This is a genomic window from Paenarthrobacter sp. PPS72, from assembly GCF_048537125.1.
Classification (GTDB): Bacteria; Actinomycetota; Actinomycetes; order Actinomycetales; family Micrococcaceae; genus Arthrobacter; species Arthrobacter nitroguajacolicus_E.
The window spans coordinates 81,779-107,374 of record NZ_JBLYIE010000026.1 but is presented as its reverse complement, the minus strand read 5'-3'; the positions used below and the strand labels follow the sequence as shown (position 1 = coordinate 107,374).

Below are 25,596 nucleotides of genomic sequence, written 5' to 3'. Positions count from 1 at the left end.
TGGAATCATCGAACGCGGTTGACACGCGCGTAGATCTATGGAAAAGTTGCACCTACGAGATGCCTCTCGGATTGGCCAAACGGAGTTCTAGACAAACCCCATCTTTCCCGATCCGACAGGCATTCTCCGTTTAAACCGCCGCTACAACCTCAATCCGACCGGTGGATCGAGGCTAAGGTTCCAAGCCATAGCGGACATCGACTTTGAACATTCCAACGGGCAAGACATTGTAGATCTGTTGGATGCAACGCTGGCATATCTCGCCGAACGGCAGCCTGACTAGCCTGCCCAGGGATTCACCCGGGGCGGTGGCTTGCTTCGCAAGTGCGCCGGCGCTAGAGGTCCGTCCTGTCTGGCACCGTCGGGAGCTGTTCTCCAGCAACTGCCTTAAGAGTGATGACGGGAGCCTCGACGTCTCGGATGATTAATGAGCGACCACGCCGGACAGGGCGTGAACAGAGATTGTTTAACCGCGCTATGTCGTGAAATGGGATTTTGACATTCAGAACACATGTCGTCCGCAGTCAATGGCGGTACAGCCAGTAGCATCCCGAGCTCTTGTTCCGCATGCTTGAACACGGGCCATAGTTTCGAATGGCCGGACGCGCTCAGGGGATCGGTAGCGGATGACCTCAGTCCCGGCATTTGTGCCCTGAGTTCGCGCACCCGCCTTTGGCGATCCCACTTATAGCGAGACAGCATCAACTCTCGTCGATCGCGCGGCAAGCGCCCCTCGGCGTCGACCACGTCCTCTCGATCACCTACAACGGCTACGAGTTCACTAATCCGTGACTCAGCTGCGGCCACCAGTTCTGCAATCTTGATGATCCTGTCGGCGCGTCTGACTGTGAGTTGAGATTCTGACTCTCCGCCATGGGCGGAGTTGGCCTTTTTGTCGGCCAATGCGGCGACATTCCTAGCGAGAAGGGACTCTTGTTCAAGTAGGGATAACCGCGCGTATTCACGACCCGGCTCGTAACGCCTCAGGTCTTGTCTGTGCCGAGCCGAATCCGCTGCGAAACGGGCCGCGGACTCGAAGTACAGATCCTGCTCCCTCTCGTGCGACATAATCGGGCCCGGGCCGAGTAAATGTCGTTCACTAACCACCCCTCCTGCTCGTGCTGCCGCGTCTAGAACCTCGTCTACCCAAGGGTTCCAGAGAGTGTCGCGATTGTTGATGAAGAAGGTGGCTCGATCAGTGGCGAACTCCTCGAAGGTGACGTTGGTCCATGATGCCGGAACCATCTGTAGGCCATCGGGAGGAGGAGTCTCATCTGAGGGGCGACCGGATGCCTTGGTCATGACCCCTACCATCCTCCGGCCGGACGCATAGCGCTAGCGGTTGTGAGCTATTCTCCGGCTACGGTACGAGACATCACCAAAAATCCTGTTACCGCTGCGTTACCGCAAGACCCTGCCTCTGCATGAAGAAAGGTCCCGGTTCCCTTTATTTATAAGGGAATCGGGACCTTTCTCATTGGCGGTGACGGTGGGATTTGAACCCACGTTGGCTTTTACACCAAACAACATTTCGAGTGTTGCACCTTCGGCCGCTCGGACACGTCACCAACTGAAATAGGGTACCGGAGTTGAGCCCGGTTCCCCAAAACGAACCCCCAAAGTGCCGCAGGAAGAACCAGTCAACGCGCCGGTCAAACACAGCCAACTTCCGTCCGCAGCGACCCAACGATAGATTCGTAAGTACCATGACGATTTCGCAGGAACACGAACAAGAACACGGAGCCCGGGCCTACTGGGTCACAGAGACGGGCGATGGTGAGCTGCGCCCGGAGGCCCTGCCACCAAGGCAAGAAGGGGAAGCCCTGGTCAGGACGCTGTACTCGGGTGTCAGCCGCGGCACCGAGCGTGTGGTGCACGAAGGCCGCGTCCCGGAACGAGTAGCTGACCTGATGCAGGCCCCGCACCAGGAAGGTGAATTCCCGGGACCGGTGAAGTACGGCTACCTCAACGTCGGGGTTGTGGAAGAAGGCCCCGACGAATGGCGCGGGAAAACCGTCTTCAGCCTGCACCCGCATCAGGACTTCTACGTGATCCCCACCAGCCAACTCACCGCAATCCCGGAGGACGTGCCAGCCCGTCGTGCGGTGCTCACGGGCATCGTTGAGGTTGCCGTCAATGCCCTGTGGGAAGCCGGACCGAGGCTGGGAGACCGTGTCGCCGTCGTCGGTGGTGGCTTGGTGGGTGGCGTGCTGGCGACGCTCCTGCGGAAGTATCCGCTGGGCCGCCTGCAACTGGTGGATGCGGACCCGGAGAAGCGGAAGCTGGCGGACACCATCAACATCGAATTCGCCGAACCAAAAGATGCAAGAAGCGACAACGACATCGTCTTCCACTGCTCCGCTTCCAACGACGGCCTCAAGTTGAGCCTCCAACTGGCTGGCGACGACTCTGACGTGATTGAACTTTCCTGGTTCGCGGACAAGGAAGTCACCCTGCCGCTCGGCGAGGACTTCCACGCCCGCAGGCTCACCATCCGCTCCAGCCAGGTGGGCGCGGTCGCCCTGCCACGAAGGCACCGGCGCACCAACGCCCAGCGCCTGCAGGAAGCGGCGAACCAGCTCAAGGACCCGCTCTTCGACACTTTCCTCACCAGCGAATGCTTGTTCGAGAACCTGCCCGGCACCCTCACGAAACTGTTTGAACGGCCCGGCGGTTTCTGCCACGTGGTCGCGTACCCCAACCCGGAGGATTAATACATGTTCAGCTTGACCGTACGACGCCACTTCATGATCGCCCACAGCCTTCCCCGTGAAGCGTTCGGCCCGGCCCAAGGCCTGCACGGGGCCACGTTCGTAGCCGAAGTCACCTTCCGCCGCCCCAACCTCAATGACGACGCAATCGTCCTGGACATCGGTGCCGCCGGCGGCATCCTTGAGGAAGTGCTCGCAGACCTGAACTACAAGAACCTGGACGAACACCCCGCTTTTAAGGGCAAGCTCTCCACAACGGAGGCACTCGCGAAGCACATCGCAGATGCCATGGCCGCCCAAATCCAGGACACGGCGGACGGTCCGGCACTCACTGGCATTGACGTGGTCCTCCGCGAGAACCCTGACGCTTGGGCCGGCTACTCGCTGGAGCTCCCGGTCAAGTAAGTGCGCATCCGCTTCCTGGCCCCGGGGAATGTCCGGCACGGCTCCGGCGGCAACAAGTACAACGCCAAACTTGCCGAGCATCTGTCCGCCTTGGGCGTCAAGGTTGAGACAGTAAGGGTCGACGGCGGCTGGCCGGTCGGTAGCCCTGCGGACAGGCAGCGGTTCGCTGACATGCTCGACGTCGGCACTACAGTGATTGCCGACGGACTGGTGGCGAGTGGGGCACCGGAAGAGATCGCAGGCGCGGTGAATGCCGGGACCCAGGTCTGGATCCTCTCCCACATGGCGTTGGCGGACCACCACCACCTGGAGGCCAAGGCCCTGGCTGCGGCAACCGGGATCATCTGCCCGAGCGCCCACGCAGCGGCGGAGTTGGAAGCAAAACATGGGGCGCCGCACATCGTTATTGCCAAGCCCGGGGCTGATAAAGCCAGCATCGCTAAAGGATCGCAACCACCTCGCATCGTGGCCGTCGCGGCGTTGTTGCCCAATAAGTGCCAAACACTCCTGGTGGAGGCGCTCAGCCGGGTACAAGATCTGGCTTGGACCGCAGCTCTCATCGGTTCCCAGGACGCTGACCCAAGCTATGCAGCCGGGGTGAGGGCCGCCGTCGGGCATCACGGTCTCGAGAACCGCATCAGTGTCACCGGCGAGCTGAGCGGCGATGCCCTGGACGAGCAATGGCACAGGGCAGACCTCAGTGTGCTGATTTCACGTTCGGAATCTTTTGGCATGGTGGTCACGGAATCGTTGGCCCACGGCGTCCCGGTTCTTGTCCGAAAGGGGACCGGAGCAGTTGAAGCCCTCGGCGACACAGGAGCGGGCGCGGCGCTGGACCTCAGCGACCCCAATACGCTGAGCGAAACTCTCCGCCATTGGCTCACGGACCCCGCCCAACAACAGGCTTGGCACAACAATGCACTCCAAGCCCGGGAACGCCTCCAAAACTGGGACACCGCAGCTGCCACCGTTTTGGAGGCCCTGGAACGCCCACCGAGGTGACACTTAATGGCAATCCCAGGCGCCCGGATTGCCATCAAATGCCATCTCGCGGGGGAGCGGGGGTCAGAGCAGCCGATGCGTTGCGAAGAAATCCCTCAGCAGCGCCGCGCATTCCTCCTCGCGGACCCCCGCATAGACCTCAACCCAGTGATTGAGGCGGCGCTCGCGGAGGACATCGAACACTGAGCCCACTGCGCCGGCCTTCTCGTCCCACGCGCCGAACACGACGCGGGGAATACGGGCCAGGACAATAGCCCCGGCACACATTGCGCAGGGCTCCAGCGTGACCACCAACGTGCAGTCCTCAAGCCGCCAACCGTCACCCGAGCCGCCCGAAGCCAAAGCGCGCTGACGCAAAGAAGCAGCGGCCTGGCGAATGGCCACCACCTCCGCGTGGGCGGTCGGGTCCCCATGTGCTTCACGTTCGTTGCGTCCCGAACCCAGCACTCCGCCGTCGGGCCCTAACACGACGGCGCCGATCGGAACGTCGTCCGTTTTCAGCGCCAGCCGGGCCTCGTCCAGTGCAAGGCCCATCCAGGCCATGTGGTCTGCGTGATACGGCTCGGTGGCGCTCATGTCTCAATGATAGTTTTGGGGGATGCGCACTCTCGTCGTGGACCACCCGCTGGTCGCTCACAAGCTCACCGTTCTGCGGGACAAGAACACCCCTTCACCCGTCTTCCGGCAGCTCACTGAAGAACTCGTCACCCTCCTGGCCTATGAAGCCACCCGCGAGGTCAAGACGCAGCCAGTCGAAATCGAGACCCCGGTCACTACCACCATCGGAACGGCGTTCACCAAGCCCACTCCGCTGGTGGTCCCCATTCTGCGCGCAGGCCTTGGCATGCTTGAGGGCATGACCAAGCTGGTCCCCACCGCCGAGGTGGGCTTCCTGGGCATGGCCCGCGACGAAGAGACCCTGGACATCATCACCTACGCCGAGCGCCTCCCCGAGGACCTCACCGGCCGCCAGATCTTCGTCCTGGATCCCATGCTCGCCACCGGCGGCACGCTGCGCGAGGCCATCAAGTTCCTCTTCAAGCGCGGTGCTTCCGACGTGACGTGCATCTGCCTGCTGGCCGCCCCGGAGGGCTTGTCCAAGCTGGAAGAAGAGCTTTCAGACGCCAACGTGAAGATCGTCCTGGCCTCGATTGACGAGAAGCTCAACGAAAAGTCGTACATCGTGCCGGGCCTGGGCGACGCCGGCGACCGCCTCTACGGCGTGGCCGGCTAGGGAGACCCCTACCGTAGCGGGTTAAGGGAGGCCCCTACCGGTTTCCTGGGTGTCCCGTTAGCCTGTGGCGCATGGATTGGAAACTTGAACTGGTATTTGTCCCTGTGTCCGACGTCGACCGCGCGAAGGATTTCTACGTCAACAAGGTTGGTTTCAACGCCGATTTCGATGAGCGTCCCATGGACGGCATCCGCTTCGTGCAGCTGACTCCGCCTGGTTCGGCGTGTTCCATCGCGATCGGGGAGGGCCTTAGCGATGCCCCTCCGGGAACAGCGCCCAGCCTCCAAGTGGTGGTGGCAGACATCAACAAGGCGCATGAGCAGCTCAAGGCCAACGGCGTGGACGTCAGCGATATTGACGTTCAGGATTGGGGCCACTTTGTCTACTTCGCGGATCCGGACGGCAACAAGTGGGCGGTGCAATACCTACCGCAGCGACCAAACGGCTAAGTCATACTTCAACACCACCTACAAGCGTGCGGCAGGATGGAACCATGAGCCATCCTTCCGAGCCTGCCTCCCAACCCTCAGTGCTGACCGTCCGTGCCGTCCTCTTCGACATGGACGGCACACTGGTGGATTCAACAGCGATAGTTGAGCAAGTGTGGCTCGAGTTCGCCGAGCGGTACGGCTTGGATTTCAATGAAATCCTGCGCACTTCGCACGGTGTCCAAGCCGGCGATACTGTTCGCCGATACGCGCCGGCCGGTGCTGACTTCGAAGCCTTGACCGCTGAACTCGGTGAAATGGAACGCTCCCGGACCGACGGCGTGATCGCCCTTCCCGGGGCTGAGGCCCTGCTGGCGGGGCTGCCTGATGATGCCATCGCCTTGGTCACCTCCGCGGACCGGGTCCTTGCCGATATCCGCATGCAGGCAGCCGGACTCACCATGCCCTCCACTACCGTCACTGCTGAGTCCGTCACGCGCGGCAAGCCTCACCCCGAGGGCTATCTCAAGGCGGCGGCGCTCCTGGGAGCCGACCCGGCCGACGTCGTGGTTTTTGAAGACGCGCCTGCAGGTATCGCTGCTGCGCGCGCCGCCGGGATGCGGACCGTTGTGGTGGGCAAGGCCGCTGCCAGGCACAATACGGAACTGGAGCCGGGCATGTGGCGGATCCCGGACTACTCGGCAGTGACCGTCACCGCGGTGAAGGACGACGACGGCGGGCACCTCCTGACGCTGACCCTCTAGTACCGCCCGGCTAAAGGCTGTTCCAAGCGATGAACCGGGCGTAGGCTGTGCGCATGTCTGCGATGCCGGAGGCGTACGGTGCTGCATTGGAGCGGGCCATGGTCCACGCCGGTGACTGGCTGGCGTCTGTCCCAACACGTTCGGTCCGCCCTTCATCCGACGCCGACCAAGTGGCCAAGAGCATCCTGCCACGTCTTCCCGACGCTGCCACTGACGCAGCCGAGGTAGTTGATGAGCTGGCCGCACTGGCCGAGCCCGGCTTGATGGCCATCCAGTCCGGACGCTTCTTTGGGTGGGTCATGGGCGGAACGCTGCCTGCTGCGATGGCTGCTGACTGGCTCGTCTCCGCCTGGGACCAGAACACCGGGCTTCGCTTTGCCACGCCCGCAGCCGCTGCCATCGAGGAATCTGCCGCCGCGTGGCTTTTGGACCTACTGCACCTGCCCGCCACGGCCGACGTCGGATTCACCACGGGTGCCACAACCGCCAACTTCGTGGGGCTGGCAGCGGGCCGCCAATACCTGATGGACGAGGCCGGTTGGGATCTCGAAGCGCTCGGCCTCACCGGAGCGCCCCGCATCACAACTTTCGCGGGCCGGGAGCGGCACGCCGCAGTGGATCTGGCGTTGCGATACCTCGGCTTGGGCACCTGCGTTCCTGTAGACGCCGACGAGGAAGGCAGAATCCTTCCCGAGGCCTTGGCTGATGCCATGGATCAGCAACCGGGCCCATCGTTGGTCTGCTTGCAAGCGGGCAATCTCCATTCCGGGGCGTTTGATCCCATGGAGGAAGCCATAGCCGTAGCCCATGATCGCGGTGCGTGGGTGCATGTAGATGGGGCATTTGGTTTGTGGGCCGCCGTGAGTCCAAAGCTGCGAGGCCGGCTGGCGGGTGTGGAAGACGCGGATTCGTGGGCAACGGATGCCCATAAGACCCTGAACGTCCCTTACGACTGTGGCCTGGCAATCGTTGCCCGCCCGGAGGCTCTGAGACGTGCCTTCAGCGTCCACACCAGCTACCTCATAGCCACCGATGCCGGACCGGGGGATCCCTTTGAAAAAGTCCCCGAGATGTCCCGCCGTGCCCGTGGCATTCCAGTGTGGGCCGCCCTCAGGCAATTGGGCCGGGACGGCGTTATTGCCATGGTGGAGCGCTTGGCGGCAAATGCCCGTGCACTGGCTGAAGGACTGTCCTCGATCCTTGGTGTGGAGGTCCTCAACGACGTCGTGTTCACGCAGGTTTCGGTCAGTTTCGGCAGCGATGACCGCACTCATCGGATCACCCAGCGGCTGATGGCAGAGGGCGCGGTCTGGATGTCAGGCTCGTCGTGGCGCGGCCGCGAAATCCTCAGGATTTCCGTGAGCAACTGGACCACGGACGCGGGGGATGTTGCCGCTTCCATCGCAGCCGTACGTGGCGCGGTGGAGGCTGAACCGGAGGCGTAGCGCAAAAGCCGCACCCGCTCCCGCCATTCGCTCCAGTGGGTACTGGTGCGAACGGCGGCAACGGGCGCGGCGATCAAGCAGTCTGGCTTAGTACCAGTTGTTGGCCAAGTGGAAGCCCAGAGCGGCGGACGGGGATCCGTAACGCTCCTTGATGTAGTTCAGGCCCCACTTGATCTGGGTCTGGTAGTTGGTTTCCCAGTCAGGACCAACGGTGGCCATCTTGGAGGCAGGCAAGGACTGGACGATGCCATAGGCGCCGCTGGAAGCGTTCATCGCCGTGGTCCTCCAGTTCGATTCCTTCTCCCACAGCGTGTTCAGGGCGGTCATTTCGGCTGCACTCCAGCCGTAGTTGCCCAGGATGCTCAGTGCGTAGGCTTTGGCAGCGGCGGGGTCGTCCACAGCCTTGGGGGCTGCAGCAGCAGCTGCGGCTTCCGCGGCGGCAGCGGCAGCAGCGGCGTCGGCGGCTTGCTTGGCAGCGGCGTCAGCGGCAGCCTTCTCAGCTGCGGCTTGGGCGGCAGCGGCATCAGCAGCTTGCTTGGCAGCGGCGTCAGCGGCAGCCTTCTCAGCAGCGGCCTGATCGGCAGCGGCCTTTTCTGCGGCAGCCTTCTCAGCAGCGGCCTTGTCCACAGCAGCCCGGTCGGCTGCGCCCTTTTCGGCCGCAGCATTCAGGGAAGCAGAGATCTCAGCCGATTTGTTGGTGTTGACCTGGGTAGCGGCCTGTGTTCCGGCAACGCGGCTCGCCTCGGGGAGGGTCAGTGCGGCGTTAGCGGCGGTTCCGAGCGATGCGACGCCCAGCGCAGCGGCTACAACACCGGCTACGACGGACATGCGGTGGCCGGACTTACCCTGGCGGGCTGCGTTCTTGAGGACGGACTGCGACTCGTTGTGTACGTCACGGTGACGCGCGGAAGGGCGCGTCTGATCGTTAAATTCAGACATGTGTGATTACCTCTCAGCGCCTGCGGAGTTAGCTGTCGGGTTCGGATGAGGTCATCCGGCCGCGCGTCACGCTGCGGCTTCACCCCAAGGGCCAAGCAAAAAGGCCTGGCCCGGAGACTCTGGGTCCCCCGTCTCTGCCTCGGAGAAAGAACGGACTCCGGGAAGTGGCAGAGCTCGGCGCATCCCGGATGTGGGCCTGCTAGGGACGACCCACCCTTTCGACGGTACAGGAGGTTTCCGCAGAAGTCACATTTAGGTAACAGAGATCACGACACCGGTGAGTCGCCTTGCCCGATTCGCTACAGGACTCCGGTGCTGGCGGCAGGGAGCCGGAGGGCGAATTCCGTGCGCCCCGGCCGCGAGGTCACTTCCACGCTACCGCCATGCGCTGAAACGATGGATTCCACAATGGACAAGCCGAGTCCGGAGGTGCCCTCAGAGCCCGATCGCGCGGCGTCGGCGCGGGCAAATCGGGAGAAAATCCGGCCTTGGAAATCTTCGGGAATTCCAGGGCCGTTGTCTGTCACTGTGACCACGGCGCTGCCATCGGCGGAGAGCGTGACTCCGGTGACCACGGTGGTGCCGGGGCCTGTGTGTTTGCGGGCATTGGACAGCAAATTGGCCAGCACCTGGTGAAGTTGGGTGGCATCGCCTCGAACGGTGATGGGCTCATCGGGGAGCTGAAGCTGCCAGACATGGTCCGGTGCCATGACCTTCTCATCGCTGACCGTTTCGATGACCAGCTGCGTCAGATCCACGTCCTGGACTTTCACTGGCTGGCCCTCGTCCAGCCGAGCCAGCAGAAGAAGGTCCTCCACCAAGGTAGTCATCCGTTCGGACTGGCTTTGGACCCGCGCCAGCGATTTGCGGCCGTCCTCCGTAAAGTCCTCCGTCATCCTCAGCAGCTCGGTGTAGCCGCGGATTGCGGTCAGTGGGGTCCGCAGTTCGTGGGAGGCATCGGCCACGAACTGGCGAACCTTGGTTTCGCTTTCCTGGCGCGCTTCCAGCGCGCTCGAAACGTTGTTCAGCATTTGGTTCAAGGCGTAGCCGACGCTGCCCACTTCCGTTCCGGGGTGAGATGCCGACGGCGGTACGCGAACCGCAAGTGCCACCTCACCGGCGTCGAGAGGCAAGCGCGAAACCTTCGTGGCCACCTCGGAGAGCTGTTCCAGGGGCCGCATGGTCCGGCGGATGATGACCGTACCCAGCAGGCCGATCACCACAAGCCCACCCAACGAGACCAGCACCATGGTCCATACCAGCGAGGCTTCGGCGGTTTGCTTGTCCGCGAGTGGCAGGCCCGTGACAATCACATCGCCGTAGGTGGTTTCCAGTGCCACCAGCCTGTAGTCACCGTTGGACAGCGATCGGTCCACGGGCTGATTGTCCCTGGGGAGCGAGAGCAGGACGTGCTCGTCCTCGGCCGAGAGCGAGACACGGTTACCTTGGGCGTCGATCAAACCCGAGCTGCCTACCGTTGTGCCATCGATCCGCGCGTTCAGCGTCCCAGCGGCCTGACCGCGGGCTTCCAGCGGGTCAGGCCTCCCTGAGGGCGAGGAAGGAAAGTTCGACGGCGGCCTGCCGAAGTCATTCGCGCGGCTGGACGCCTGCTCCAACTGCTTGTCGAGTTGCTTCGTGAAGACCATGTCCATGGCGGCGTAACTCACTACTCCCACGGCAGCGCAAATGGCGGTCAACAGAGCCATGGCCACCAGAACCAAACGCGTACGCAGGTGCCAGGTGGACGGATTGAGCCAACTGGGCTGTGGCCCTCCGGCAGGTCCTGACTTCCGGGCCACTCGTGAAAGTGTGCTCAATGCCTAGTCCGCCGGCCTGATGACGTATCCGGCGCCGCGGATGGTGTGAATCATCGGGGGATGGTTGGCTTCGATCTTCTTGCGCAGATAGGAGATGTAAAGCTCCACGATGTTGGCCTGGCCACCGAAGTCGTAGTCCCACACGCGGTCCAGGATTTGGGCTTTGCTGACCACTCGTTTGGGGTTCTCCATGAGGTAGCGCAGCAGCTCGAATTGGGTGGCGGTGAGCGTGATGTCCTCGCCGGCGCGGGTTACTTCCCGGGTGTCCACGTTGAGTGTGAGGTCGCCAACCACCAGCTCGGCAGTGTCCATGGCAGCTACTCCCGAGCGCTGGACCAGGCGGTGGAGGCGCAAGAGGACTTCCTCCATGCTGAAAGGTTTGGTGACGTAGTCGTCCCCGCCGGCGGCGAGTCCCACGATACGGTCCTGCACGGCATCCTTGGCCGTGAGGAACAGGGCGGGAACCTCCGGTGCGAAGGTGCGGATGCGATTCAGGACCTCGACGCCGTCGAAGCCGGGGAGCATGACGTCCAGGACCAACACGTCGGGCCGGAAATCCTTGGCAATTTTCACGGCCTGAGGACCGTCTTCGGCAATGGCCACGGACCAGCCTGCCATGCGCAAGCCCATGCTCATCAGCTCGGCCAGGCTGGGTTCGTCATCCACCACCAACGCGCGAATGGGGGAGCCGTCCGGGTGGGAGAGCTGGGGAAGGTTGTTGGTCATGGAGTGCGGGGAGGCCATGGGATAACTCTCCGTTCTGCTGGTTTGCCAACGCTTTGCCCATGCTGTGAGGACGCTGTGAGAACCAGACTAACGATGAGGGAGTGGCCGGGCATGATTTCGGCGTAGATGCGTGTTCTACCGCTTGTAGCAGATTTGGTTCCTGAAACCGGTCCGAAAGCCGGCCCGCGATTGGACAACATGTGTTTCAGATCGTGAGATTCCGTCCGGGATGGATTCGTGGGAATGCCAACGGGCATCATGCCCTGTTTGCCGAAGAATATTCATAAAAGTGCGAATATTTCTTGATCGGTCCGAATGAAATGACGTTCATTTAGCGCCATGAATGAATTGTGATTTGCGACACAATAGACCTCTGTGTCTCAAAATGTGGACGGTTCGGCGCTTTGTTACTTGCGTGTTGCCATTGTTACGTTGCACACTTCCAATGTGAACAAGAACTCAACAGCACCTGCAGCCGCAGCAACCTGGCCCAGCGCACCCGCTGGCCATGATGACCGCTGTTGTCGAATGCAAGCCTAACTTTCCACCCCAAGAAGTTTCAGGCATTCGCCCCCTAGCCCAACGTTGGGCGCCCCTCCCCAAACTCATTGCGGGGACAACCAGCATTCGAAGCCGCGATGACGGCTATTCACTTTTGAGGTAAGCACTCCATGTCAGTTGCATCTGGATACGTCCACATCTCCGTCCGTAACGCCAACAAGGCCGCGTCAAACGCGGGGCTTCGGCCCGGCTTCGGCAACCGTCCCGGCTACTCTCCGGCTCCGCAAGGCGCCGGTCAGCCTGGATATGTGCCGCAGGGCTACAACCCCAACTCCTACGGCCAGCTGCGCGCAGTCCCCACAGCAGAGCCGGCCCCCATGACGGCCCCCACCCCTGTGATTGCCCAGTCGGACAAGCTCCGCCCCGTTGCCAACGACAATGTGGCCCGCGGATTCGTCCTTTACATGGGCATTGACGAAGAAACCGCAGCTGCCGCCGGTACCTCCATTGCAAAGCTTGCCCAGGAAATCCGGGCATACGCCCAGTCGCTCGTGACCGGCGCCGAGAGCTACGCCGCCGTCGCAGTTGCCCCCGCCGGGGCACCCGGGTCCGCACTCGACGTCGTGCGTTCCACCTTCGGCGACCCCACGGTTGCACAGCGCCAGCGCACCGAGGCTGTCCGTCCGGCGCCCCAGCAGGAATCCCGCCCGTCCGGCGTGTTGATCGACCTCGCCCGCCGCGAAGTGCACCTCGACGGCGAATCGCTGAACCTGACATTCAAGGAATTCGAGCTCCTCAACTACCTCGTCGAGAATGGCACCCGCACCGTGGGCCGCGACGAACTCCTTGAGGGCCTGTGGCGCAACGCCGAAGAGGTACCCAACGAGCGCACCATCGACGTCCACATCCGCCGCCTCCGTTCCAAGCTGGGTCGCCTCGCAAACACCGTCCGCACGGTCCGTGGCCAGGGCTACCGCTTCTACGAGCACCCCGAGGTCATCGTCTGGGCCGCTCCGGAATACTCCATCTAAGTAACACGCAGCCGAAAGCGCTCGTCCTGTAAGGGCGGGCGCTTTCGCGTTCGCCCTGCAACAACGGCGCTGGCGGGGTGCCCCGGTGGGGTCGTGACCCTCTTTGAGCTGCCGACATCTCTTGAGCAACCCCCTCGGGTTGCGAAACAGCTGTTCTGGCCTCAAAGAAGGTCAGGAAGCCCCGGGGGCCGGCGGCGGATAGGGTTGGGTTATGAGTGACCATCACATTAAGCGCCTGGTGATCATGCGGCACGCCAAGGCTGATTGGCCCATGGGTGTGCCTGATCATGAACGCCCCCTGGAGGAGCGTGGGCACCGTGAGGCTCCGTTGGCCGGGAAGTGGTTGCTCAACCACGGTGTGGTGCCCGACTTCATTCTGTGTTCCTCAGCGCTTCGCACCCGGCAGACCTGTACTTGGGTGTGCGATGAGTTGGGAGACAAAGCGCCGACGCCCAAGCTGGAGGATGGTTTGTACTCTGCTTCGGCCAACCGTATGTTGACGGTCATCAACCACGTTCCGGACACGGTAACCACGTTGATGGTCATCTCGCACATGCCCGGAGTGCAGGATCTCGCCATGCACTTGGCTTCCCGGGACTCGGACCACGACGCCTACATGGATGCTGCTAACCGTTACCCAACGAGTGCGTTGACGGTAATGGAAACGGACAAGTCGTGGGCTGAACTCGATGGCCAGGATGCCAGGCTGACTCACTTCACAGTTCCCCGCAAATAGCTACTAAGAGTTACCGGGATCCCCGTAAGCCAGCTGCGGCATGCACATGCAACGGATCTCGAACATCGCAGTACTTGGCGTCGGCCGCAAAATCCGGCCGCAAACTCCCGTTGTGAGGCCCGCTCTGCGTCTCTAGAAACCCCGCAAGCGCGCAGAGCGGACCCCGCAACTCAGTCCATTCAAGGAAAAGAGGATCAGCGCAGGCTGAAGATGGTCCGGTGCCAGTCCTTCTCGATGACGCCCTCCAGCTCGACCATCACATGCTTGACCTGGGTGTACTCCTCAAAGGAGTAGGCGGACATGTCCTTGCCAAAGCCGGATTGCTTGAAGCCTCCGTGGGGCATCTCGGAAATGATCGGGACGTGATCGTTGACCCACACGCAGCCGGCCTTGATCTCGCGGGTAGCCCGCAAGGCACGCTGGAGATTGTTCGTCCAAGCCGAAGCAGCCAGCCCGTAGACGGTGTCGTTGGCGAGCTGGATGGCTTCGTCGTCAGTATCAAAGGGTAGGACCACAAGGACCGGGCCGAACACCTCGTCCTTAACGATTTCCGAGTCCGGCGCAGCGTCGACCACCAGCGTGGGGCGGTAGAAGGCCCCGTCCTGCAGGCCCTCATCCGTTGGAACGTAGCCGCCTGCCACCACCTTGCTGTAGCTGCGGGCGCGGTCCACCATTCCCGCTACGTGGTCGCGCTGCTTGAAGGAAACCAGGGGGCCGAGGTCCGCGTCAGTATCCCCGGGCGCGCCCAGAACGATCCCATCAAAGCGGGCGGCCACCTTGGCGACGAATTCCTCGTACACGCTCCGGTGAACGATAGCCCGGGTGGCGGCAGTGCAATCCTGGCCCGTGTTGATCAGCGAACCGGCCACGGCGCCATGAACGGCAGCGTCCAGGGTGGCGTCGTCGAACACCACGAAGGGTGCCTTGCCGCCCAATTCGAGGTGCACGCGTTTCGCGTTAACGGCGGCCGCCTCCAGAACCGTGCGGCCAACCGCGGTGGAGCCCGTGAAAGAGACCATGTCCACATCGGGGTGCCGCATGAGTGCTGCGCCAACTGTGGCGCCGTCGCCCACCACCACGTTCACCACGCCGTCGGGCAGTCCGGCGTCAGTGAGCGCCTGCGCAAACATCAAGGACGTCAGCGGAGTGATCTCGGCGGGCTTGAGAACGATGGTGTTGCCGGCGGCAATAGCGGGAAGGATTTTCCACGCGGCCATTTGCAGAGGGTAGTTCCACGGCGCGATGGACCCCACTACGCCAATCGCCTCCCGCCGGATGGACGAGGTGTGCTGGGGAGAGTACTCCGCTGTGGCCTTGCCCTCGAGGTGTCGTGAGGCGCCCGCAAAGAAGTCGATGTTGTCGATGGTGCCGGGGACGTCGAATTCACGCGTCAAGCGAAGCGGTTTACCCGTCTGTGAACTCTCAACCCGGGCGAATTCCTCCGCGTGGTCCTCGACGATGCGGGCGAATTTTTGCAGGATCCCTGCGCGTTCACCCGGGACGGTGCGGGACCATGCCGGGAAGGCGCCGCGGGCAGCTGCTATGGCGGCGTCAAGGTCTGCCAGTGAAGCGAGCGCCACCGTTTCCACCACCTCCGCGGTGGCCGGATTGATGACATCGAGGCTGGCGCCCGAGGTTCCAGGGAGCAGTTTTCCGTTGATGAACTGGTGCATATTGGTGCCGTGCTTTCCCTGCCGGGCGTCGCTGTCCGGGCAGTGCTGAATGGACGACGCCGGATGGTGGCGTCGTGCGGGGAAGGGGGGTTGCGTTACTGGCCAAGCAGGCGGTCAGGCTTGCGTGCTTTCGCGTTCGGCGCTGTCCAGGATGGCCGCGAGGCCGGCATGGAAGGCCTTGAGTGAGTCAAGGTTTTGCAGTGCGGCGTGGTGTTTTTCAAGGAGTGGCCGGCCGGTGATGCGTGTGAATACCCGGGGGTTAAGCCAGGGATCATGGCCCTCGGAGTCCGGGAGCCGTTGGATCTCAACCGCAATGCCGGCGCCGAGCGCGAGGGTGTAGCTTTCCAGGGCCGCGTAGTAGTGCACCACGCGGTCCTCTTCCAGCCCGGCGTCGCTGAGGCACTGCAGGACGAACTCGATTGCTTTCAACTCACCGGGGCCGTAGGTGTCCGTGGCGAACGACTCACTGCCTAGTGAAGGGTGCTGCATAAAGGCTTTGAGGAGTTCGTCGAGATACGCCTCCAGTCGGGCACGCCAGTCGCGGTCTCGTGCTGTGGCCAGCGTGCGTTCAACGGACGTCATGAACAACTGGTCCAGTGCTGCCCTGACAATCGCGTCGCGGTTCCGGAAATGCCGGTAGACGGCGGTGGCGTCCACCTCGAGTTCCTGTCCCAACCGGCGGACGGTCAGCCGTTCGCCGAGTTCCTGACGGGATATACGCAGGACCGCGTCAATGATGGTGGCCGGATCAAGGCGTGTGCGGCGGTCCGCCGACTGTGCTGGCTGCGCCATCAGTTGTCCGCCTTCCATGCGATCCCGGGTTGATTATCAACCTACATGATTCATGGGGTCCTCCTTTCCAAGACCAGTCAAAGTCTTTGTCAGCATTGATGTCAACACTGTTGACTTTAATGTGATCCGGCTCATAGTGTGTCTCGCAGAGTTGAATTCCCCACGAAAGGACTCCACCGTGCACGCAGAGATTTTGTTGGAGAACGGATGGGTTTACACCGGCAATGACGCCGGACCCATCCGGGCAGACCTGGCTATAGCCGCAGGGCGCATCATCGGGGTCGGAAAACCCGACCACCTCAAGGCAAGGCTCACGCCGGGCACCCGCAGGGTAGACCTGCAGGGGCAACTGGTAGTGCCTGGTTTCCAGGATGCCCACATCCACCCCATCTTCGCCGGGATCGAATTACTTCAGTGCGAGCTGACGGAGGCCACCAACGCAGAAGAAGCCGTGGCAACTATAGCCCGCTACGCAGCTGAAAATCCCGATGAACCCTGGATCCTCGGCGCTGGATGGTCCATGGACTTCTTCCCGGGAGGTACTCCTGCACGGCAACTGTTGGACGCCGTAGTGCCGGGCCGGCCCGTGTACCTCGTCAACAGGGACCACCACGGTGCGTGGGCCAACACTGCCGCCTTCGAGGCGGCGGGCATCAGCGCGGAAACACCAGATCCCGAGGGCGGACGGCTGGAACGCGAAGAGGACGGGACGCCCGCCGGCACAGTTCATGAAGGGGCCATGGATCTCTTCAACGCCGTCAAGCCCGCCGTTCCGTACGGCTTGGCGTACCAAGGCCTGCTCGCTTCCCAAAAATTGCTGTTGTCGCAGGGAATCACCGCGTGGCAGGACGCCTGGGTTCCCATCCCGGAGGGTGGACACGCCGACCACTTGGACGTCTATATGGACGCGGCGAAGGCAGGAGACCTGAAAGTCCGCGTCACAGCATGCCAATGGTGGGACAGGACGGCCGGCATGGCCCAGCTGGATCTGATCACGGAGAGGCGCCGGCGTGTGGCAGATTCCTTCGACCACCATCAGCTCAACGCCAACACAGTGAAGGTGATGGTGGACGGTGTGGCAGAGAATTACACAGCAGCCATGCACCACGTCTACCTGGATCACCACGGCCACCACACTGACAACCGCGGCATCGAATTCTTCGAGCCCGATGAGCTCAAGGAATTCGTCACCGCGATTGATGCTGCAGGGATGCAGGTTCACTTCCATGCCCTCGGCGACCGGGCGGTGACGGATGCCTTGGACGCGTTGGAAGCAGCGCGGGAAAGCAACGGGAGCAACGACAACCGTCACCACCTGGCGCACCTTCAAGTGGTCCGCAGCGAAGATATTCCCCGTTTTCCCGAGCTGAAGGCTGCGGCCAACGTGCAGGCTCTCTGGGCCTGCCATGAGGAACAGATGGACACCCTGACCCTTCCGTTCCTTGAACCGGCCGCCGAGGACAGGCACTACCCGTTTGGCGAACTTGCTTCCGCGAATGCGCGCGTGGTGGCCGGGAGCGACTGGCCTGTCTCCACCGCCGACCCGATAGCGGCCATTCACGTTGCGGTGAATAGGGTAGCGCCGGGGGAGGAGCTGCCCCCACTCGGCCGTGAATCGCAGAAGCTCAGCCTCAAGCAGATCCTCGATGCCTACACTCACGGCTCCGCCTGGATCAACCACCTGGACAAGGAAACCGGAACGTTGGAACCGGGGAAACTGGCCGACTTCGCCGTCCTGGACCTCAACGTCTTCGACCTCCCGGCGGAGGAACTGCACCGGGCGGTGGTGACGCAGACGTGGATTGGGGGCGAGTGCGTCTACCACCGCGCGCCCACACGGGACAACCAAATCGCCCGGGACAACCACCTCCAGCCCGTCCCGGTGATGCCATGAGGCCGCAAACAGCACCGCCACCTGCAAAAGGTGCCGTGCGCCTCAAACAGCGGACGACGCCGTCGCGCATCACCGCGGTTGGCATCGCCGCCGTCGTGGCCGGCCTGGTCCTGGGCGGCTGCGGTGTTCGGCCCACCGGCGTGACTGACGCCGCGGGCGGAGCCAAGTTCACCTTGTCCGACACGAGCCCGGCACCTACCCGGGAGATCGATAACTTCAACTGGGCCATGTACGCCGAGCCGTTCTCCCTGGACTATGCGTACGCCTTCGACTACCCGGACAACACTGTCCTTTCCAATGTGTGTGAGTCGCTGTTCCGGTGGAACGCTGACCTCTCCACGTCGCCTGGCCTGGCCACGGGAGTGGAGAACCCGGATCCGCTGACATGGATTTACACCATCCGGCAGGGCGTGAAGTTCCACGACGGCACTGAAATGACAGCTGACGATGTTGTGGCCTCCTTGAGCCGCCACCTGGACCCCGAAGTGGGTTCCTTCTGGGCCTCCGCCTACCAAAACGTGGAATCCATCGAGAAGACCGGCGACTTCGAGGTCACGGTGACTACCACCCGGCCGGACTACGTGTTCAACAGTTCCTTGGTGGGAGCCACGGGCGTGGTCGAATCTGCCAAGACTTTGGAAGCGGCGGGCAAGGACTATGGAAACTCCAGCACCGGGGTGAACTGCACGGGCCCCTTCCAATTCGAACAGTGGGAAGCCGGCGAAAGCATCACCCTCAAACGCTTCGACGACTACTGGGACCCGGAGCTCAAAGCCAAGTCAGGCCAGGTCACTTTCAAGATGCTGCCCGATGCCACGTCCCGCATCAATGCCTTCCAAACCGGCGAAATCGATGGCGGCTTCGCGATTCCTTCCAATGCCATGGACATCCTGAAAGCCAATAAGGATGCCGGGGACCTGTACTTCGGCGAGGACACCTCAGTGCAGAGCATGGTCTTCACCAATCTGGCCGGTACGTTCCAGGACGTCCGGGTCCGCCAGGCATTGATGATGGCCATTAACCGTGAAGCGTTGATCAAGGCAGCCGAACAGGGCTATGCGAAGAAGACGGATGCGCTGGCCACCAAGAGTGTGTGGAAGGACGTATCGTCGCAAACTGCTGACGAGGCTTTTGAGGGCCTCCTGTCCACACCGTATGACCTGGAGGAAGCCAAAAAGCTCATCAAGGAAGCAGGAGCCGAGGGCAGCAAGTTCGTTTTCGCCACTGCCTCGCTGAACGCAGCTTTCGACATCTCGGCGCGGGCCATCGCATCCGCTGCCAAGGAGATTGGCCTGGACCCGGAAATCCAAACCATGTCCAACGACAAATACACCACCCTGTTCTCAGACCCCGAGGCACGCAAGAACGTGGACCTCCTGGTGACCTCCTGGTACCTCTCCAGCACCGAGCCCCTGGAAATGTACAGCGTGCTGCGCACCGGCGATTTCAGCAACTACGGCGGCTGGAGTAACCAGGAATTCGATGATCTGGTGAACTCCGCCTACGGAATCCAGGACCCCGACGCCCGGGGCAAACTCACGGGGCAAGCCGCCAAACTGGCCAGCGACCAAGTGGTGTGGGGGCCGCTCTATGAGACCGTCACGTCCATGTGGCTGGGCAAGCGCATCACCGGGGCGGACCCCTCCATCAATTACATGTACTTCCCGTGGGCAGCCCAGATAGGAGGTCGCTGACATGACCGCCATCAACCAGATCCAGTCCACGCCTGGCGCTCCCACCCGCAAGCGGGACAAACGCAGGGCAGTCCGTCCGGCGGTATACATCGTGAAGAAGCTGCTGGCCCTGGTACTGACATTGTTTGTTGCCTCCCTGGCCGTGTTCTTCTCGCGTTTCCTTGTTCCCGGCGATCCCGCCCGCTTCCTGCTGAGGGGACGCAGCCCCAAGCCTGAAGCACTCGAAGAGATCACCCGGCAGTTCGGCTTGGATAAGCCGGCTTGGGAACAGTACCTGAAGTGGCTCGGCGGCATTGTCCAAGGGGACTGGGGCCGTTCGCTGACCTACCGCCAGGACGTCTCCGACGTCTTGCTCGGACGGTTGCCCACCACGCTTCAACTGGTGGCGCTCGCCGCGGTTTTCATTACTGTCCTGGGGTTGTTCGCCGGCATTGTGGCCAGCCTGAACAAGGGCTTCGGTGACCGCTTCATCCTCATCACCCTCACCGCAGCGGGCGCAGTGCCGCCGTTCGTGGCAGCGATCGCCTTGGTGGCCCTTTTCTCCGTTGGCTTGGGCTGGTTCCCCTCCTTTGGAAGCGGCGACGGCGGTTGGGACCGGATCTGGCACCTCACCCTTCCGGCACTCGCCTTGGGCATCACCTACATCGCCATGGTGGCCAGGGTGACCCGTTCCTCCATGAACGAGCAATTGCTCCGCGAACACGTGGAGGTGGCCACCAGTCGTGGCCTCACCCGCGGATCAGTGGTGGCACGCCACGTCCTGCGCAACGCCCTGGGTCCCATCCTGACCGTGAGCGGCGTGCTGGTGGCAGGCCTCCTGGTCTCCAGCGCCATCATCGAGAGGACCTTCGGCCTCTCCGGCATCGGACAACTCCTGGTGCAATCCATCGACAGGCTCGACTTCGGTGTTGTCCAAGCGATCGTCATGGTGGTGGTGGCAGCTTTCGTGCTGGTCAACACCGTCGTGGACCTCGTCCAACCCCTCATCGACCCGCGTATCGCGGCCGGAACGGAGTCCCGATGACTTTAGCCATCCAGCTGCCACAGGCCGGCCTTCGCCGTTACGGCAGCCTCCTGTCGCCCATGGCGTGGGGCGCGCTCGCCGTTGCCGCCGTCGTCGTACTTCTCTCACTGTTCGCCCCGGTGCTGGCGCCTTACGACCCCGACTATGTGGACCTCAACAACGTACTGGCCGGCCCCAGCGGACAGCACCTGCTGGGGACTGACTCGCTTGGCCGTGATCTCCTTAGCCGGCTCATGCACGGCGGACGGACGTCACTGCTGGGCCCCACCATCGTGGTGATCGGATCCACGGTCCTGGGTCTGCTCCTTGGCTTGGTCGCGGGCTGGTCCGAGGGCTGGCCGGGCAAGGTTTTGGGACGCCTTTTCGATCTCCTCTTTGCTTTTCCCGCATTGCTCATGGCCATGCTCGCCATCGCCCTGTTCGGTAAGGGGCTCTTCGCGCCCATCCTGGCCATGACCATCGCGTACGTTCCGTACGTCGCCCGGTTGGCGCAGTCCCTGGTGGTGGCTGAGCGTGGCAGGCCGTATGTGCAGGCGTACCGGGTGCTCGGATTCCGAACGCCCTGGGTGGTACTGGGACGGGTTCTGCCCAACCTGATTCCGACCGTTGGCGCTCAATCAACACTGAATTTCGGTTATGTACTGGCCGACCTCGCGGCGCTCTCCTTCATCGGACTCGGGGTCCAGCCGCCCACCAGCGACTGGGGCGCCATGATCGAGGAATCCCGCGGCGCGCTGCTGGGAGGCTACGTCCTGCCCGCTTTCTGGCCCGCCCTGGTAGTGGTGCTGGTGGTGGTGGCCGTCAACGTCATCGGCGAGGAATTGTCAGACCGCATCGGAGGAAAACTTTCATGAGCCAGCTGTTGCAGATCGAAAACTTTACGCTCGGTTTTCCGGACAGGCCACCGCTGCTGGACAACGTCTCCCTGCACGTGAACGACGGCGAAGCGGTCGCCTTGGTGGGGGAGTCCGGCTCAGGCAAGTCGCTGACTACCCGGGCCGCACTGGGGCTGTTTCCTGGCGGCTCGCAGTCCTCCGGCCTCGTGTCGGTTCAAGGCCTCGACACCCTGACGGCCAGCAAGGAACGTCTCATGGAGCTGCGGCGGAGACACGCTTCCATGATCTTCCAGGACCCCAGGGCGGGCATCAACCCCGTCCGTACTGTGGGGGACTTCCTCACCGAAACCCTGGTGAGGCTTGATGGCCTGTCCCGGGCCGAGGCTACTGAACGCGCTGTCACGCAACTGGAGCAGGTGGGTCTTCGGCGAGCCAAAGAACTCATGGACCAGCACCCGCATCAACTCTCAGGCGGCATGCTCCAAAGGGTCATGATCGCAGCTGCCCTCCTGAACTCACCGGACCTGTTGCTCTGCGACGAGCCCACCACCGCCCTGGATGTCACTACACAGGCGGGGATTGTGCGGCTCCTCCGCGAGGAGCAGCAGTCGCGCGGAATGGGCATGCTTTTCATTACGCACGACCTCAATCTCGCCGCCAGCCTGTGTGAACGTGTCTACGTACTTCGACGCGGCGAAGTGGTGGAACACGGGCAAACCCGGACTGTTTTCCTCACGCCACAGCAGGACTACACCCGGCAGCTGGTGGAGGCGACGCCTGTCATCGAGGTGGATGCCGGCTCTGCTGTGCTGGCGGCTCCCGGGCTTGAACCGGCAGGGTCCGCCCTGCTGAAGGTTTCGGGGCTCAGCAAAACCTATCAACTGCCGCGCGGTGAAATCATCACCGCCTTGGACGACGCCCATTTCAGCCTGCCGGAGGGCGGGTCCTTGGGCATCGTGGGTGAGTCCGGTTCAGGAAAGTCCACCCTGGCCCGGCTGGTGGTTGCGCTGGAAACCGCTACATCCGGTGAACTCACATTGAGGGACGTCCCCCGGCCTCATCGGGCCCTGAAAGCTTCCGAACGGAAAGTCCTGGCCAAGGATGTCCAGATTGTGTTCCAGGATCCCTATCTGTCTTTGGACCCGCGTATCCCCGTAGGAAATGCTGTGGCCGACGTTTTCCGCCTTCACCGGAAACAAGGCCGCAAGGAAGCCAAGGACAGCGCCCGCGATCTGCTGGGGCGCGTGGGAATCGGGCCGGAGCGTTTCGATGCCCGGCCTCGGGCGCTATCGGGTGGGCAGAGGCAACGCGTTGCCTTGGCCAAGGCGCTTGCTGCCCGCCCGCGCCTTCTCGTGTTGGACGAGGCCACCAGCGCCTTGGACGTCTCTGTCCAAGCCCAGGTTCTGGAGCTCGTGGAGGAACTGCGGGACCAGCTCGGACTGACCATCTTGTTCGTTACCCACGACCTGGCTGTGGTCTCGCGTCTTTGCTCCGAGCTCCTGGTGATGCATCAGGGACGGATCGTGGAGCAGGGGCCAACGTCTCGAATCCTTGAGGACCCCGGTGACGACTACACGCGGAACCTCATCGCCTCCCGTCCCCGGCCCTTGTGGGACGCCGAGCCGGTCACTGCCTGACCGCGCTCAGATACCACCCATTGAAACAGGAGAATTTCCCGTGAATACCACCGTTTTCGAACGGAATGTCCCGCAGGCCGCCGTCGTGTCCCGTGCCTTGGAAGGCGCGGCCCACCGGGCGTTCTGGATCGACGACCTCAAGGACTCAGCCGCACGCTACCCACAACTTGACGGCGACGCTGCCGCGGATCTGGTGATCGTTGGAGGCGGCTATACCGGATTGTGGACCGCACTGCGCGCCAAGGAACGCGACCCCGGCCGGACAGTGATCCTGCTGGAAGGGGAGCGTGTGGCCTGGGCAGCTTCCGGTCGCAATGGCGGCTTCTGCGAGGCCAGCCTGACGCACGGCCACGAAAACGGCAGGAACCGCTGGCCGGAGGAATTGGCCACCCTGGACCGGTTAGGCATGGAAAACCTGGATCGCATGCAGGAAGCCATTGAGAAGTACGGCATGGACTGCGATTGGGAGCGCACCGGTGAGCTCAACGTCGCTGTGGAACCCCATCAGGTGGCCTGGCTCCAGGAGGATGACAGCCCCGGCAGCGTCTTCCTGGACCAGGAAGCCGTGAGGGCGGAGGTCAACTCGCCCACCTATTTGGCCGGCCGCTGGCACAAAGACTCCGTGGCGATGGTCCACCCGTACAAACTGGGACTCGAGCTGGCGCGGGTGGCAACGGAGCTCGGCGTGGTGATCCATGAGGGCACGCGCGTGCGCGAACTGAAGGACCACGAGGACGGCGTCACGGTTGTGACGGAACGGGGAAACGTGGAGGCCGGGCACGTGGTGCTTGGTACCAACGTGTTTCCGTCCCTGCTCAAACGGAACCAGCTCATGACAGTGCCGGTGTACGACTACGCGCTCATGACCGCGCCCCTTTCCCCGGAGCAATTGGAATCCATCGGCTGGGGGAAACGCCAGGGGATCGGCGATGTGGCCAACCAGTTCCACTACTACCGCATCACCAAGGACCACAGAATTCTCTTTGGCGGGTACGACGCCCTCTACTTCTGGGGCCGGCGCGTGGACCAGCGGCACGAGCACCAACCTGCCACGTGGGAGAAAATCGCCTCCCACTTCTTCACCACGTTCCCACAGCTTGAAGGCCTCAAGTTCACCCACAAGTGGGCCGGACCCATCGATTCAAGCACGCAGTTCTGCGCCTTCTTCGGCACTGCCCGGAAGGGACGGGTGGCCTACGCTGCAGGATTCACCGGACTCGGAGTGGGTGCCACTGCTTTTGCCGCAGACGTCCTCCTGGATCTTCTGGCCGGCCTGGACACCGAGCGCACCCGGGTGGAGATGGTACGGAAACGGCCACTGCCCTTCCCGCCCGAGCCGCTGGCTTCCCTGGGCATCAACCTGACGCGATGGTCCATGGACCGGGCCGATCACAACCAAGGGAAACGGAACCTGATCCTCAAAGCGCTCGACGCCGTGGGGCTGGGCTTCGACTCCTGACCTCCTTCGTTGTGGGGCCTGCTGTGCGCGTCTGCGTGTCGCGTTAGGGCGCAGAGCGGGCCTCGCAACGGAGGGGTTTGCTTGTGGGGCCTGCTGTGCGCGTCTGCGTGTCGCGTTATGGCGCAGAGCGGGCCTCGCAACGGAGGGTGGTTGGAAGCGTCAACGCTTGGGGGCCGGCTTGCGCTGGGTGGAAGCGCTCGACGTCGGACGCTTGGCTGCCGTGGATGGCGTCCGGGGCGCGGGGCGTTTGGTGGGCGTACTTGTGCGTGGGGCGGGCTTGCGGGTCACGGGTTTGCGTGGTGGCGGGGTCCGCTTGGCGGTTGGAGCCGGCCGCTTTGCAGGGACAACAGCGCGCGAACCAAAAGATGGCACCACCGCACCGAGGAAAAGCACACCAAGTGTCCCCACTCCTGCCATGGCCGCGAGGTAGAAGTAGATGTCGGAGTCCAGGGTGCTCACTGCACTGCCCAAGGCGTTGGCATCCTGGTTGAACGCGATGCCCCACATCCGAAGGAAGGCGATGCTGCAGCCGATGAATACGCTGGTCCCCGCTGCGCCAAGGAGGACCACGAAGTAGCGCCGCCGGTTGAAGACCTGCACGAGCGATGCGAGGTAGCAGATCAGCACGGAACCCAGGAACAGGTACAACACCAGTTCCTCCAGCACCACCGCGGCCAGCACCAGCAGCCCAAGCGAGACGAACGCGGCCACCACCGCAAGCTTCCCGCTGTTCCCCATGTGACGCATGAGGTTAATCATCGCCGACCACGTGGCCGCGCCACGCCGTCGTACATTGCAGTTGGATACCGTTGTGAGGCCTGCTGTGCGCCCCGAAAGCGAGCGAAGAC

Annotated in this window: 22 protein-coding genes, 1 tRNA gene and 1 riboswitch; of the genes, 15 read left to right on the top strand and 8 right to left on the bottom strand. The window is 62.8% G+C overall.

Features of this window, described 5'->3' with window-relative positions; translation table 11 throughout:
* Window positions 1–1,478: 1,478 nt before the first annotated feature.
* A tRNA-Ser gene (locus tag ACLRGI_RS13765) sits at window positions 1,479–1,568 on the bottom strand.
* 138 nt (window positions 1,569–1,706) lie between these two features.
* Here ACLRGI_RS13765 and ACLRGI_RS13760 point away from each other — a divergent pair.
* The 3 genes from ACLRGI_RS13760 to ACLRGI_RS13750 are packed head-to-tail and all read left to right on the top strand — an operon-like array spanning window position 1,707 to window position 4,118.
* Window positions 1,707–2,714 (top strand): zinc-dependent alcohol dehydrogenase, encoded by a 1,008-nt coding sequence (locus ACLRGI_RS13760; RefSeq protein WP_419202200.1) that lies wholly within the window; start codon window positions 1,707–1,709, stop codon window positions 2,712–2,714.
* A 3-nt stretch (window positions 2,715–2,717) separates the two neighbouring features.
* Entirely contained in the window at window positions 2,718–3,116 is a 399-nt protein-coding gene (locus ACLRGI_RS13755) for a 6-pyruvoyl trahydropterin synthase family protein (RefSeq protein WP_419202199.1), read from the top strand.
* Window positions 3,117–4,118 (top strand): glycosyltransferase family 4 protein, encoded by a 1,002-nt coding sequence (locus tag ACLRGI_RS13750; RefSeq protein ID WP_419202198.1) that lies wholly within the window; start codon window positions 3,117–3,119, stop codon window positions 4,116–4,118.
* A 63-nt stretch (window positions 4,119–4,181) separates the two neighbouring features.
* Here the strand turns inward: ACLRGI_RS13750 and ACLRGI_RS13745 are convergent, their stop codons facing one another.
* Window positions 4,182–4,694 carry a nucleoside deaminase gene (locus ACLRGI_RS13745; RefSeq protein WP_419202197.1) on the bottom strand — a complete coding sequence of 171 codons (513 nt, stop codon included), beginning with the start codon at window positions 4,692–4,694 and terminating at the stop codon, window positions 4,182–4,184.
* A 22-nt stretch (window positions 4,695–4,716) separates the two neighbouring features.
* Here ACLRGI_RS13745 and upp point away from each other — a divergent pair, with 22 nt between their 5' ends.
* From upp to ACLRGI_RS13725, 4 genes are all read left to right on the top strand, one after another.
* Window positions 4,717–5,352 (top strand): uracil phosphoribosyltransferase, encoded by a 636-nt coding sequence (gene upp, locus ACLRGI_RS13740; protein WP_017198151.1) that lies wholly within the window; start codon window positions 4,717–4,719, stop codon window positions 5,350–5,352.
* Window positions 5,353–5,423: 71 nt separating this feature from the next.
* On the top strand, window positions 5,424–5,801 hold the full coding sequence (locus ACLRGI_RS13735) for a VOC family protein (RefSeq protein ID WP_026005392.1): 378 nt from the start codon (window positions 5,424–5,426) through the stop codon (window positions 5,799–5,801).
* 44 nt (window positions 5,802–5,845) lie between these two features.
* A complete protein-coding gene (locus ACLRGI_RS13730; protein WP_419202196.1) occupies window positions 5,846–6,544 on the top strand; it encodes an HAD-IA family hydrolase in 699 nt (232 codons plus the stop codon).
* 53 nt (window positions 6,545–6,597) lie between these two features.
* On the top strand, window positions 6,598–7,989 hold the full coding sequence (locus ACLRGI_RS13725) for a pyridoxal phosphate-dependent decarboxylase family protein (RefSeq protein ID WP_419202195.1): 1,392 nt from the start codon (window positions 6,598–6,600) through the stop codon (window positions 7,987–7,989).
* Between the two features lie 87 nt (window positions 7,990–8,076).
* Here ACLRGI_RS13725 and ACLRGI_RS13720 read toward each other — a convergent pair whose 3' ends face one another.
* The 3 genes from ACLRGI_RS13720 to ACLRGI_RS13710 form a co-directional block, all read right to left on the bottom strand.
* A complete protein-coding gene (locus tag ACLRGI_RS13720) occupies window positions 8,077–8,928 on the bottom strand; it encodes an aggregation-promoting factor C-terminal-like domain-containing protein (RefSeq protein WP_419202194.1) in 852 nt (283 codons plus the stop codon).
* Between the two features lie 5 nt (window positions 8,929–8,933).
* Window positions 8,934–9,094: riboswitch (cyclic di-AMP (ydaO/yuaA leader) on the bottom strand.
* 133 nt (window positions 9,095–9,227) lie between these two features.
* On the bottom strand, window positions 9,228–10,727 hold the full coding sequence (locus ACLRGI_RS13715; protein WP_419202193.1) for a sensor histidine kinase: 1,500 nt from the start codon (window positions 10,725–10,727) through the stop codon (window positions 9,228–9,230).
* A 21-nt stretch (window positions 10,728–10,748) separates the two neighbouring features.
* Window positions 10,749–11,489 (bottom strand): response regulator transcription factor, encoded by a 741-nt coding sequence (locus tag ACLRGI_RS13710; RefSeq protein ID WP_419202192.1) that lies wholly within the window; start codon window positions 11,487–11,489, stop codon window positions 10,749–10,751.
* Window positions 11,490–12,142: 653 nt separating this feature from the next.
* On the opposite strand from ACLRGI_RS13710, the gene ACLRGI_RS13705 reads away from it, so the two are divergent.
* The gene (locus ACLRGI_RS13705) at window positions 12,143–13,003 is read left to right on the top strand and encodes a winged helix-turn-helix domain-containing protein (RefSeq protein ID WP_419202191.1); all 861 of its coding nucleotides are present in this window, start codon (window positions 12,143–12,145) and stop codon (window positions 13,001–13,003) included.
* A 211-nt stretch (window positions 13,004–13,214) separates the two neighbouring features.
* Entirely contained in the window at window positions 13,215–13,739 is a 525-nt protein-coding gene (locus tag ACLRGI_RS13700; protein WP_419202190.1) for a SixA phosphatase family protein, read from the top strand.
* A gap of 194 nt (window positions 13,740–13,933) precedes the next feature.
* Here ACLRGI_RS13700 and ACLRGI_RS13695 read toward each other — a convergent pair whose 3' ends face one another.
* Together ACLRGI_RS13695 and ACLRGI_RS13690 are read right to left on the bottom strand one after the other, a co-directional pair.
* Entirely contained in the window at window positions 13,934–15,412 is a 1,479-nt protein-coding gene (locus ACLRGI_RS13695) for a gamma-aminobutyraldehyde dehydrogenase (protein ID WP_419202189.1), read from the bottom strand.
* Between the two features lie 114 nt (window positions 15,413–15,526).
* Window positions 15,527–16,204 (bottom strand): TetR/AcrR family transcriptional regulator, encoded by a 678-nt coding sequence (locus ACLRGI_RS13690; protein WP_419202188.1) that lies wholly within the window; start codon window positions 16,202–16,204, stop codon window positions 15,527–15,529.
* Window positions 16,205–16,382: 178 nt separating this feature from the next.
* On the opposite strand from ACLRGI_RS13690, the gene ACLRGI_RS13685 reads away from it, so the two are divergent.
* The 6 genes from ACLRGI_RS13685 to ACLRGI_RS13660 are packed head-to-tail and all read left to right on the top strand — an operon-like array spanning window position 16,383 to window position 24,748.
* Window positions 16,383–18,098, top strand: a complete 1,716-nt coding sequence (locus tag ACLRGI_RS13685) for an amidohydrolase (protein ID WP_419202187.1) — start codon at window positions 16,383–16,385, stop codon at window positions 18,096–18,098.
* A complete protein-coding gene (locus tag ACLRGI_RS13680) occupies window positions 18,095–19,792 on the top strand; it encodes an ABC transporter substrate-binding protein (RefSeq protein ID WP_419202186.1) in 1,698 nt (565 codons plus the stop codon). Before ACLRGI_RS13685 ends, ACLRGI_RS13680 begins: the two co-directional genes overlap by 4 nt.
* Window position 19,793: 1 nt before the next feature.
* Window positions 19,794–20,816: an ABC transporter permease gene (locus tag ACLRGI_RS13675; protein WP_419202185.1), complete on the top strand. Its 1,023-nt coding sequence runs from the start codon at window positions 19,794–19,796 to the stop codon at window positions 20,814–20,816.
* Window positions 20,813–21,670: an ABC transporter permease gene (locus ACLRGI_RS13670; protein ID WP_419202184.1), complete on the top strand. Its 858-nt coding sequence runs from the start codon at window positions 20,813–20,815 to the stop codon at window positions 21,668–21,670. Before ACLRGI_RS13675 ends, ACLRGI_RS13670 begins: the two co-directional genes overlap by 4 nt.
* Window positions 21,667–23,289: a dipeptide ABC transporter ATP-binding protein gene (locus ACLRGI_RS13665; protein WP_419202183.1), complete on the top strand. Its 1,623-nt coding sequence runs from the start codon at window positions 21,667–21,669 to the stop codon at window positions 23,287–23,289. The genes ACLRGI_RS13670 and ACLRGI_RS13665 overlap by 4 nt, the downstream gene beginning before the upstream one ends.
* A 40-nt stretch (window positions 23,290–23,329) precedes the next feature.
* Window positions 23,330–24,748, top strand: coding sequence for an NAD(P)/FAD-dependent oxidoreductase (locus ACLRGI_RS13660; RefSeq protein WP_419202182.1), 1,419 nt, complete (start codon window positions 23,330–23,332; stop codon window positions 24,746–24,748).
* A 159-nt stretch (window positions 24,749–24,907) separates the two neighbouring features.
* Here the strand turns inward: ACLRGI_RS13660 and ACLRGI_RS13655 are convergent, their stop codons facing one another.
* Window positions 24,908–25,486: a hypothetical protein gene (locus ACLRGI_RS13655; protein WP_419202181.1), complete on the bottom strand. Its 579-nt coding sequence runs from the start codon at window positions 25,484–25,486 to the stop codon at window positions 24,908–24,910.
* Window positions 25,487–25,596 lie beyond the last annotated feature (110 nt).